This is a genomic window from Vibrio sp. 10N.247.310.24 (genome assembly GCF_041467175.1).
In the GTDB taxonomy this organism is placed as follows: domain Bacteria; phylum Pseudomonadota; class Gammaproteobacteria; order Enterobacterales; family Vibrionaceae; genus Vibrio; species Vibrio tasmaniensis_A.
The window spans coordinates 22528-33446 of sequence record NZ_JBFSUD010000052.1 but is presented as its reverse complement, the minus strand read 5'-3'; the positions used below and the strand labels follow the sequence as shown (position 1 = coordinate 33446).

The following is a 10919-nucleotide window of genomic DNA, read 5'->3' as shown; positions in this document are numbered from 1 at the left end:
GGTTACAAGATCCACATTCCTGAATTTGAAACTTCGCTAGACCCACCGAAACAGATAAAGTTACCTCGTTCTAGCCAGTTTTCGTGTCCACTCAAAAGAACATCAAACAACTACTTAAGACTCTACCAATGGGCTCTTGTTGGCCTATCTTCCACAATCCTCTCTGTACTAATAATCAGCTATTTCTACTTCTGGCACGAATTTGACATCGTCAACGTCAACGTCAATAACCAATCGAGCCAAATCTGCCTAACTAAAAAGGATGAACTTCAATTCATCTTAGCCTCTCAAAAAAACTTAGCTTCTCAGTCCCAGGAAAACTATCACACTAATCCATAACTCTCGTTGCTTTAATTTTTTCAGATAAAAGAGAGGTAGCCCCTTTGCTGTCTGCAAAGGGGCACAACTTAAAGTGCAGGTTCCAATGTAGCGTTAAAGTGTCTCAAGACCTTAGGCTCATAAGTAAACTTTAAACCTGCAATTGATGAAGCACGTTTCTTCACTTCTTTAAAAGCAGCAATAATGTAATCAAGGTGAGCCTGTGTATAGGTTGCTCTAGGAATAGCTAAACGAAACAATTCAGCCGGGCAAGGCAGCTGCTTTCCTGTTTCAGGATCACACCCTAGTAATAAAGAACCGATTTCTGCACCTCGAATACCTGCCACCTTATAAAGCTCACAAGACAAAGCATGTCCAGGAAACTGTTCTGGTGAGATATGAGGTAATAATGCACCGGCATCAACAAAGGCAGCATGCCCACCCGCTTGCTGGCAACGGACCCCTAACGCTTCTAGGCCGTTCACTAAGTATTCAACTTGCTGCAAGCGTGATGCTAACCAGTCTTCTTCCATTCCATCATAAAGTCCAACAGCCAAACGTTCCATCGCCCCACCTTCGAGACCTCCATATGTTGGAAAGCCCTCCAATAACACGCATAGTGTTTTGCATTCCAACTGCACATCTAAGAAGCTATCGTCTTTGAAAGCGAGTAGCCCACCAATAGGAACCATGGCATCTTTTTTCGCTGACATAGCAAAGAGATCGGCATATTTAAACGCTTCTCTGGTGATCTCTTGAATGCTCCAATCAGAATAACCAACTTCACGCTGTTTAATAAAGTAAGCATTCTCAGCAAAGCGAGCGCAGTCCATAACAACAGGGATACCATAAGATTCCGCTAATTCATAAACAGCCTTAAGATTAGCAATGGAGACTGGCTGGCCACCTGCAGAGTTGCAAGTAATCGTACTTACTATATAAGGCACGTTTTTAGCTCCAACCTCTTCGATTCCAGCTGCGAGAGCTTTCAAATCAAAGTTACCTTTAAAGTCTGCTTTAATTTTAGTATTAAAAGCTTCAGGTGAAGGAACGTTGATCACTCGACAGTTATTGTGTTGAGTGTGCCCTTGTGTGGTATCAAAAAAGTAGTTTGAAAATGCGGCCATTTTGTCTCGCTCTAGCCCTTTATCTCGCTCAGATTTATTGATCAAAGCTGGGACATATAGCTGCTCAGCTCCCCGTCCTTGGTGTGTGGGGATGGTAAACTTATAACCAAAAATATTTTTTACCGTCTGACTAAGCGTCCTGTAGCTTCGACTGCCACTGTACGACTCATCACCTTTCAACATTGCAGATTGCATAGCCTGTGTCACTGCACCTGTACCGCTATCAGTAAGCAAATCGATAAACACATCGTCGCTCTCTAATAAAAAAGGGTTGTACCCTGCTTTCATCAGCGCCTGCTCTCGTTCTCGCTCCGTTGTTCTTTTCACTGGTTCAATAACCCTAATTCGATAAGGCTCCGGCACATAGTGTGAATCCATCGGATGTTCTTTATTATTGCTTATTGCTGACATAGGTATTTCTCCAGACATTTTTATTCTTAATGGGTACTTGGAGAAGGCATAGCTAAAGCTCTCTAGTTCAGTACACTCAATCCTTATTATTGCGGATTAAGGCGCTCTCGCTTTACCTCCTCCAACCGCACAAAAATGAACCAACAAAATGGGTTTGGATATTAATTTCAGCGTAATTTAACTATTAATAAATAAGAAAGATTAAGTGAAAAATGGAACTGGGGAGGCCAAAAGTATGGCGCTTTTCCAAGAAAGGAAATATTGAAATTTACACACACTTTCTCAAAGGGATAGTAAAGCTAAGTCATTCATTTTTATTAATAAGAATAATTAAATAAACAATCTACTCTCGAAGTTTCACTATGGATATTTGTGATATGAGAAAGGAACTAAAAGTACCTTTTCGGTTAAATAGAGATAGCGAGTTTATTATGATTCTAGGCAATACATTAGTTGTAGGTGCAGGACCCGCCGGCATTCAAACCAGTCAGATTCTTGTTCCTTTTAGTCAGAAAATAGCTCTCATAAGCAAAAGCTCTCATCAATGGGAGAATAGAAAAAGACTAATGCGACAACACGGAAACGTTGCTAGCTGTGAAGTAAGTAAGCCACAATTAGCACCACTTGTTGGTCTTATTAGATTTGATGAACTTTATACAGATTTATCTCCCCTGCCCTCTTCATGGGACACGCTAGTCCTAGCGACCCCCGCTCACGCCTATTGTGATGTCCTAGCTTCTTTTTCTGAGCTCTGCTTGAAAAATCTAAAGCAAATTATCCTTATGTCATCCATGATTGGTGGGTGTCTTATCCTAAAAGGGATATTGAAAAAGAAAAAGTTATCTCCCAACATCATTCTTTTTTCTAGCTACTTTGCAACGTCTCATTTTTCATCTAATCCAACAACACAACACCCTCTTACAGTCACGACTAAAACCGTGAAAAAAAGAGTGTATATTTATCTCTCCGAACCCAATGATGTCTTGTTTAATGCTTTAAGGAACGCATTAGAAAAAGTGAATGTTCAAGTCGTTCTCTTTGATAACCCATTTAGTGTAGAAGGCAGAAACGCTGCAGCTTATGTACACCCAGCTTTTCTAATCAATACGTTTTCTTTAGATCATATTCTTTCAAACGAAGATGACACTAAATACATGTATAAGCTCTACCCCGAAGGCCCTATCACCATGAAGTTGATCAAAGAGTTACTGCATCATTGGAAATCAATTTCTCGCCTACTAGAACATTACTCAGCGGAACCAATCAACTTACTTCAATTGCTCAATGACGAAAATCTCCCCGTACTTGAGGCAACGATTCCAAAAGATAAAATAGACTCTTTCAATGAACTCAATGAAATAGAGCAAGAGTACCTACTCTATGTTCGATATAGCACAATACTGATAGACCCAACCCCTTTTTCAGAATCCAACACCAAAAAAAGCACTTTTGAGGTTTCTGCTAAACCTTATCTCAAGGGAAAAGTTAGAAAAGGACGACTACAACTACCTAGAACACCATTAGAAGATTTGCAGACACTTTATTGGCTTAATCATTTAGTTCAACAATCTAGCCTTATTTCTTCTATCAGCTTTCAATCAATAGAAGTATTTGAATCTTGGGTAAAAGAAAGAAACCTGCCCACGACATTAATCCAAGCCCTAAAACAACGCGCTTCTGAATACTACGTTCATGCGACACCTTCTATCAGCCAATAAATTATCCTTAATTACTATAAGCCTAGGAGGAGTTTGCTTAGCATTTTACCGTTTTGCTTCACAAGAAGTCAGTAACGAAGGAAAAGGAGATTAAGGTGCGAATAAGAAAAGCAACTATCAACGACATATCCTCTATCAATGCTCTATGTCATGAACAACTGGCAGGTAGCCACAGTAAAATGAGCCATTACAACAGAGAACGAAACGAATACAGCTTGAATGATTACAACTTAAGCAAGCTAAGAATTATTGAATTACTTTTCACCGAATCCTTGATAAAAGAAAAAATCGAGAATAAAAACACTTATTTTTTCGTCGCTGAAACAAAAAAGAAACAGGTAGTAGGCTACCTAATCATCAGTGTTCATTCTCCAAAAAGAAAGCCAGTCATCCAACAACAAGCCCCATCTTTCTACGCTTATGTCGAACGATTCTATGTGTCATGTAAATACCACGGACAAGGTATTGAACTAGCACTACTCAATAGTTTTGATTATTGGAAAAAATACAAATCAGCACACTAATATTATCTTTCAAAATATAGAGAAAAGTTGTCAATGCTCAGGCTGAGCATTGACAACTTTTCTCGCATTTAAATCAGCCTAAATCGGTTCGTTTTCCACTCTAATCCATCAATCACACCTTCTTGGTACATGCCTCCCCAATCATAAAAGAACGGCGCAAACCCATGTCCACCGGTTAGGTGGGATAGAGCAATACACACCACCACAACCCCTGCGGAAATTGCATATTCGATAGGATCACCGGTTCTAAATCGACCTCCAAACAGATGGAAGCGCCTATCACTGTAAGGCGAAAAAGGCACACCTGATACTGTCATCGCATCAGTCAAAATATGGCTAACGCCACCCCAAGCAAATGCCATCCCGATCCCGTGATAATCCCAAACCAAAGTAAAGGCTAGGGCAGCCAGTAACCAATGCGTGAAAACATGTGTGGGGCCTCGGTGTTTGATATGTCGATTGCCAACCTTAAGTACGTATTCAAACCAATCGGGAGCAGTTGCACCTGCGACACACACAGCAACATGAGGAGGTGACACCACAGCACAAATCGCGCCTGCAATTAATGTATGATTGAGCCATTTCATCGTGATTGGGGATCGGAAGTAGGGCGGGGAAGGTAAGCGAGTTTTTGAAGGTAACGGTTCATCTGGTCAGTATATGTGGCTTCACACATTGCCACCAAAGCTAAACGATGCTCAACGATTTTAGCTTCATGCGCCAAAACATCTCGATGAGAAGAGGCCACCTTTTCAAGCAAAGCGACTTGCTCTGATACGTTCGCCACCCCTTTTTTCACTCTCATTTGCGCTCTGGCCTCCAAAGAGAGATAAAGCCCCATTAAGCGATAGGCATAATTTCTATCAGCTAAGGATTGAGTAAAGCTTGCTACAGAGGTAGCTGTAGCAGTACGACGCTGGTATTCCCATTGGCGCTCCCGAGATTGTTCAGTTGTGGAGTAGAGCGGCATTTTGCCAACTATTCCAATGTAATGCTCAGTTATCTCTGGCCAACCTTCAGGATCATACTCATCGATGTTAGATTTCATGCCCGCAACCAAGTTTAAATCGAGCTTAAATTTACTCTTCTCTGGGTAGCACTTAAGTACAGTGTTAAAAATCGCATCCGGATCCACTTTTGGTGCCGGCGTGAGGGCAGGGGTTGGGACATTATAGTGGGGGGCTTGACCTTTTAAAGTAGGGAGCTCGTAAGGCTTGATTTCTGGCGGTAGCACCTCAGCTTCTTCCCAAGGCACACTAATACCCCAATCATTGGCATAGGCAGCACTGAACGCGCATAAGCTAATCCATATAAGGAAAACATTAATCAGCACGCGTCGACCTTCTTCCAGTACCTAACATCTGAAGCCCACCAATAACAGCGCCAGCTTCCCATGCACCGGCCACCACACACATCGCTACCATGAACCAAATCAAGGCTTTGGTCGTATCGTAACTAACATCACTCTCTAAATTAATTCGCTGTGGAGCACGGCGCTCTACGATAGGTCGAAAAGAAGGAGGGAGCCGACCTTCCTCGCTAGAGGTCATTAACCAAACTTTGGAAGACAGTAAACATTTACGGGCGATTTGTGCTTTTCGGCCAGTCAGCTTATGAGCGTCATCAATAAAAAGTAAGGCTTGGGTGTCAAGAAGGTAATCAGCCAAGAGATCCGCCTTAAGCTGCAAGTTGAGCTTCCCCCAGGGCGTATAATCTTCTGATTGTACTTCTTTGTCTTGGTGCCATTTTGCAATGCCTTTCACCTCCACCCAACTTGATAAAGGCATCAGCCCCTCAAGTAAAATAGGTTGCGGCTTTTTCCCCCAGATTTCGTGTCGGCTATCCTTTAAGCGCATAAGCCAGCGGCTTTTACCTGAATCATGAGCTCCCGTAATTAACTGACACTCCTTCCGGCGCAAGCTGGTTTCTTTACGATCACGACTTGGCGCAAAGCGTCTTGGTGCATCAACAATCAATGGTGTCACATAACGTGTTCCATCTCTTCGCACTCGTTTATGATCGGTTCTGAGTTTCAAAAATCGCATTCTATTCCGTCCTTACTTGTCCAGAATAAATCACCGTATTAGAAACTGAAAAAACCAAATAGCTCATTTCGAGCTTGTTCAAAACTCCATGTAATTGACATGTTTATAAGCAAATTAAAAGTAAATTATTGAGCGAAGAACTGCTGTAAAAATCGCACAACGAAAAAAATTTTCATGTGAAACATAGGGGTAAACAACAAGGACAAGAGGTACAACAACGACCCAATAACCATATGCACGAATAATACGGTCATTTAATTCGTTCACATTTATGACAGGCAATAAAATTCTTATGACGGGCTGGGTGATGCAACACAAAAACGTTAACATCAACCAAAGACCATCTTTCATTTTATTGTTGGTTTTTCAGTCTCATACTTCATCAAGCGCGTATTTATACGACAGATTAATTAGGGCTGGGCATAGTCGCTTGGCTCGCCACACCATTGCAGGTCAAGACGTCACTCTTTCCCCTTTCTAAATAAGTTTGTGTACTACTTTATCAATCTTCTTATCTAGCGAATTCATCACTGAGAGCTTGTTTGTATCTAAATCCATGAACCTAGATTTAGCGTGTCCCCGTCTAGACACTATGACACTGTCACTTACTATTTCTTTTACTAAGCCTAAAAACTTAGTTCCACCCATTTATTTTATATCGCTGGCGATCACCCGCAACGATCAGGGTAGTAAGACCCTAAAACACGAGTACACAATAAAAAGTTAATGGATCAAATAAGAAAGTAATAAGAAATCAAGCGATCAAAAATCCATAGATTAATGAAGATAAACATATCAATTACATGCGATTAGTGACAAACATAAAGTAATTTTAAAGCTAGATGTTAGAGTATTAACACTTACTTCACGAGCAACATCAAAGCTCTCTAGAGATTTGATGTTGCTTGTGAAGTCACCGACTGAACCTGAGTGAAGTTGGTATTATTGTAAAACTAGATCCTAAAGGTTCTAGTTTCTTAGTAGTCACCTAAAAGTATAGACATTTACCGAAAATATATTGATATTTACCGATTAATTATAAACATTTACCGATGAAATATTAATATTAGACGATCTTACATATAAACATTTACCGAACTTAAGCATTAACATATCAACATTAACCGATCTAAATGACGGGTAAGATCATAATTTAATGATCTTTGGATCAGATTGATGGGAAAACAAACAAAAACTATAGCTCATCAGTAATCCTATCTTAAGTTTGATCTTTTAGAATCAAGTAAACATTTACCGAAGTAAGTAGTTATTTACCGATATTTATACATAATTTATGTGAAGAGCTATAGATATTTGCCGAAATCATATAGACATCTACCGAAGTTGATGAGGTAAGTAAGGTTATCTGTTAAAATGATACTATCGCACTCTTAGGTAATGATCATGACGTTATCATCCAACTCTAGCCTGACAGTTATTAATGAAGAGGACCGAAAGAATCGGTTTATCTCATCGATTCTTTTCTCTAGAGCAACCATCTTTCACCCTGCATCTCGTTTAACTTCTACGATGCAGTCAAAACTGATTCAAATCGCTCAAAGTGGTGGCACTGATCCAAATCACCCACTAGAAAGTGTGAATATTAATAGTTATGGAAAGAATTTCAGAGTTGATCTGCATGTAGATTATCTACTACAGCCTCATCGCGATATCCTCGAAACTATGCTGGCCTACGCTCAAACGATTCAATTAGATGATGCTTCTTATGAAGCCGGCGCACGTTTAACCTGGTCTCAGGTGTACCAAACCATTTCTGATGGTGAAATATCAGATACTCAACAAGATGGCTTCGACTCTTTTATTGACCGAGACGCGACCGTTTTATCAATGAGTATGTATGAATTAGCAACCCGAATGGGCATGGCGACCACTCGCGCGAACTACGATCAAATTGAACGCCGCATTACTCAATTAGCAACGGCTCACTTAGTGATAAATGAGCTTGATGAAGAGCAGAACGTAATTGGCAAAAAGCCATTAGAGTTTGTTCAAGATTACCGTTTTTATTGTGACCGAAGTAAATTTAAAACAGGCCGTAAAAACAGTAAGAACCTCACTAACCATGTGTTCTTAGTTCCAGACATGCGTCTGCTGCAGGCGATACGCGACCATGGCTATTATTACCGATTAGAACAGCACAAAATGACCAACTACAGTAAACCGTCTGTTCGTTCATTCTTAAAATACATTACCACGCATAAAGCTGAGTTCTTACACAACAAGAAGTTTGAGTGGGCACTCGATAGCTACATTCAATCTATTGCTTCGAAGGTCAGCCATAGTTTCCGTAGTGATCTCAGAAAAGATTTGTTGGCCAATGCCGTTCAAATTGAAAAAGACTTCAGCCTTCAATTTCGCGATGTGGGTAATGGCATACAGATATTCTACATTGGGGAGGGTGAATCATGATCACTCAATCTCTTGATAGCTTGATGGCTTCACCTGCTAGTCAAAACTTAAGTTTCAGCTTAAAAGGTTTACTTAAAGGACATGTAGGCATGTTAATTGCCGCGCCTAACGTTGGTAAGTCTCACCTAGCATTGTGTATTGCAATGGAACACGCTTCTTCAATGTCTTTACTCGGGATGAGCGCGGCCGATAAACCCGCAAAAACCTTAGTACTGAGTTCAGAAGATAGTGCCGGTGTCATCCAGTCTCGGATGAAAGAAAAGCTGGCTAATTGCACAGCCACTATAAAGTCAGAGCTAAAAAACAATCTCCACTTTCTAACGGATATTGAACCGATAGTGATCCCACCCGATAGCTCGGTCCAAGAACAGGCAGAACATAAGCAGTATTTAGATCAACTCAAGCAAACCTTCTCGGAATTCGACTTAGTGATAGTGGATACGGTGACGGAATCAATAGGCCGTTGTGAAGAGGTAAAACACGATCGCTTAATCAAAAATATTTTTCAGGGTCTTGCCAGTGAATCAGGCGCCAGTTTGTTGCTTGTTCACCATGTGAATAAAGATGAAATCCGCGGTAACCAAGAAATTACTATGGCCTCAGGTGCAGGTTTAACGTCGATAATGCGATTAACAAAGTGCTTATTTACGTTAAAGAGAAACAAAGAATCGTTGTCGATTAAATACCTTAAGAGCAATTACTTACCTGAAAATGAAAATCAAGAGTTCGTGGTTGAAGTGAGACAAAGCCTCACTATTAATCCACAGGTCTTCAGTTTGAAATCTAAGGCGTCTAAGCCCGCGCGCTCAGCGCAAAGTATTAAGCAGAGCCCTAAAAAAATCACGCTGCTAGGGACTATTCCAGAACAAGAAGAAATTGAAGAGCGTAAAAACCTCAGGGACGTTTTGTAAGCGACCTCTCACACTTTCAAACAGCACCGACATTCGGTGCTGTTTTTTTATCTGACTCTGTTCGCACTCTTTGTTACCCGTCCATATTTTTTCGCTCAGCTTGTCCAGTTTGGATCGCCTTTAGTTGAGGAGGAAGCATGGCGAACTACGCGTATTTAAGAGTCTCATCAGACAGCCAAGATGTGGCAAACCAAAAGCACGGGATCTATGACTACACCAATAAGGTTGGGATAGGTAACTTGGTGTTTGTTGAAGATGTGGTGACAGGTAAGAAAAAATGGCGGCAACGTAAATTAGGTGCGTTAGTGGAGGGCATGACGAGCGGAGATTGCATCGTATTTGCTGAAGTCAGTCGAATTGCGCGTTCTACTTTACAAGTGCTTGAGGTTCTCGAAGTGTGTATGGAAAAGAAGATCAATGTCTATATCGCCAAACAGAATTTGCAGCTAGATGGTTCAATGCAATCTCGCATAACCGCAACGGTGCTAGGACTTGCGGCAGAGATAGAGCGTGAGTTTATCTCGATGAGAACAAAGGAAGCGCTTGCCGCTAGAAAGAAAAATGGCATGATTCTCGGAAGACCAAAGGGCCAAGCTGAGAAGCTGAAGCTCGATGTTAAACGTGAACAAATAGAGAAGTATTTAAAGATGGGCTTGGGGATTCGTCCCACAGCCAAATTGATCGACGAAGCGCCGAGTACGCTGCGTGACTACATGAAGCGACGCGGGTTAACCCTTAAATTAGCTTAAGGGTTAAGAGAGTTGTGAAAAGTGCTTGGCAGGTGACATGTGCTTACCAAGAACGGCTGCAATCACAATGTGATTTTGCTTTTGGATGTAATAAATCACATGGTGCTTTAAAGGAAACCGGAAGTAGTTTTTTCCCAGTTCAGAAACTTCTATGCCAAGCAGCTGGTTGTTCGCCAGTAATTCCATTGATTGCTTGAGCTCTGAAAAGTAAGTCGTCCATTGTGTTTGCCCCCATCGCTCTAATGTATAGCGACGAATCTCAATGAGATCAGATTGCGCTGCAGAAGAAAGCTTGTAGTGCATCATTAATCAAATTTACCTTGGTTAAGTGCGTTCATGAAGTCGTTACCGTCGACCAGGTTATCTGATAGAGCATCGGCCTCTGCTTGTTCGAAGCGTGATTTCACCACCATCAATTTGAGTGCTTCAAGTTGTTCATATTCTTCACAAGACATCATCACCGCAACGGGTGAGCCGTTCTTATTAATTTGTACAGGTTCACGTTGAACCTTCATCAGTAAGTCACCAAATTTGGTTTTAGCTGTATTAGCAGTAAGTGATTGCATAATATTCTCCTTTTCGTTCATTATAAACGAATCGAACGATTTAACCAATTTGTATGATTCTGTGATTGAAGGTAATCTGATGTAGTGTCCATAAAGGTGTAACTTTGTGGACATTACTTG

11 protein-coding genes and 1 pseudogene are annotated in these 10919 nt (G+C 41.0%); 6 read left to right on the top strand and 6 right to left on the bottom strand.

The annotated features are described in order from the left end of the window. Nucleotides 1-339: pseudogene (locus AB6E08_RS15840) on the top strand (winged helix family transcriptional regulator); the annotation flags it as partial. Nucleotides 340-407: 68 nt separating this feature from the next. Here the strand turns inward: AB6E08_RS15840 and tnaA are convergent. Continuing rightward, complete coding sequence (gene tnaA, locus AB6E08_RS15835) at nucleotides 408-1823, bottom strand: tryptophanase (protein WP_017097175.1); 1416 nt, start codon at nucleotides 1821-1823, stop codon at nucleotides 408-410. 410 nt (nucleotides 1824-2233) lie between these two features. On the opposite strand from tnaA, the gene AB6E08_RS15830 reads away from it, so the two are divergent. Further along, nucleotides 2234-3574, top strand: coding sequence for an opine metallophore biosynthesis dehydrogenase (locus AB6E08_RS15830; protein ID WP_132974789.1), 1341 nt, complete (start codon nucleotides 2234-2236; stop codon nucleotides 3572-3574). Between the two features lie 95 nt (nucleotides 3575-3669). Beyond that, nucleotides 3670-4098, top strand: a complete 429-nt coding sequence (locus AB6E08_RS15825; RefSeq protein ID WP_132974788.1) for a GNAT family N-acetyltransferase — start codon at nucleotides 3670-3672, stop codon at nucleotides 4096-4098. A gap of 68 nt (nucleotides 4099-4166) precedes the next feature. On the opposite strand, the gene AB6E08_RS15820 is transcribed toward AB6E08_RS15825, so the two are convergent. From AB6E08_RS15820 to AB6E08_RS15810, 3 genes are all read right to left on the bottom strand, one after another. Then, complete coding sequence (locus AB6E08_RS15820; RefSeq protein WP_122055521.1) at nucleotides 4167-4685, bottom strand: metal-dependent hydrolase; 519 nt, start codon at nucleotides 4683-4685, stop codon at nucleotides 4167-4169. Next, entirely contained in the window at nucleotides 4682-5353 is a 672-nt protein-coding gene (locus AB6E08_RS15815; protein ID WP_243645922.1) for a hypothetical protein, read from the bottom strand. Before AB6E08_RS15815 ends, AB6E08_RS15820 begins: the two co-directional genes overlap by 4 nt. A gap of 67 nt (nucleotides 5354-5420) precedes the next feature. Further along, entirely contained in the window at nucleotides 5421-6143 is a 723-nt protein-coding gene (locus AB6E08_RS15810) for a hypothetical protein (RefSeq protein WP_017061976.1), read from the bottom strand. 1404 nt (nucleotides 6144-7547) lie between these two features. Here AB6E08_RS15810 and AB6E08_RS15805 point away from each other — a divergent pair. The 3 genes from AB6E08_RS15805 to AB6E08_RS15795 all read left to right on the top strand — a co-directional run bounded on the left by AB6E08_RS15805 (nucleotide 7548) and on the right by AB6E08_RS15795 (nucleotide 10233). After that, a complete protein-coding gene (locus AB6E08_RS15805) occupies nucleotides 7548-8573 on the top strand; it encodes a hypothetical protein (protein WP_016768696.1) in 1026 nt (341 codons plus the stop codon). Next, complete coding sequence (locus AB6E08_RS15800; protein WP_132974786.1) at nucleotides 8570-9484, top strand: AAA family ATPase; 915 nt, start codon at nucleotides 8570-8572, stop codon at nucleotides 9482-9484. Before AB6E08_RS15805 ends, AB6E08_RS15800 begins: the two co-directional genes overlap by 4 nt. A 137-nt stretch (nucleotides 9485-9621) precedes the next feature. Next, nucleotides 9622-10233: a recombinase family protein gene (locus AB6E08_RS15795; protein WP_017061974.1), complete on the top strand. Its 612-nt coding sequence runs from the start codon at nucleotides 9622-9624 to the stop codon at nucleotides 10231-10233. A 3-nt stretch (nucleotides 10234-10236) separates the two neighbouring features. Here AB6E08_RS15795 and AB6E08_RS15790 read toward each other — a convergent pair whose 3' ends face one another. Both AB6E08_RS15790 and AB6E08_RS15785 read right to left on the bottom strand, forming a co-directional pair. Beyond that, nucleotides 10237-10539, bottom strand: a complete 303-nt coding sequence (locus AB6E08_RS15790) for a type II toxin-antitoxin system RelE/ParE family toxin (RefSeq protein ID WP_017061973.1) — start codon at nucleotides 10537-10539, stop codon at nucleotides 10237-10239. Continuing rightward, the gene (locus AB6E08_RS15785) at nucleotides 10539-10799 is read right to left on the bottom strand and encodes a type II toxin-antitoxin system Phd/YefM family antitoxin (RefSeq protein ID WP_017061972.1); all 261 of its coding nucleotides are present in this window, start codon (nucleotides 10797-10799) and stop codon (nucleotides 10539-10541) included. Before AB6E08_RS15785 ends, AB6E08_RS15790 begins: the two co-directional genes overlap by 1 nt. Nucleotides 10800-10919 lie beyond the last annotated feature (120 nt).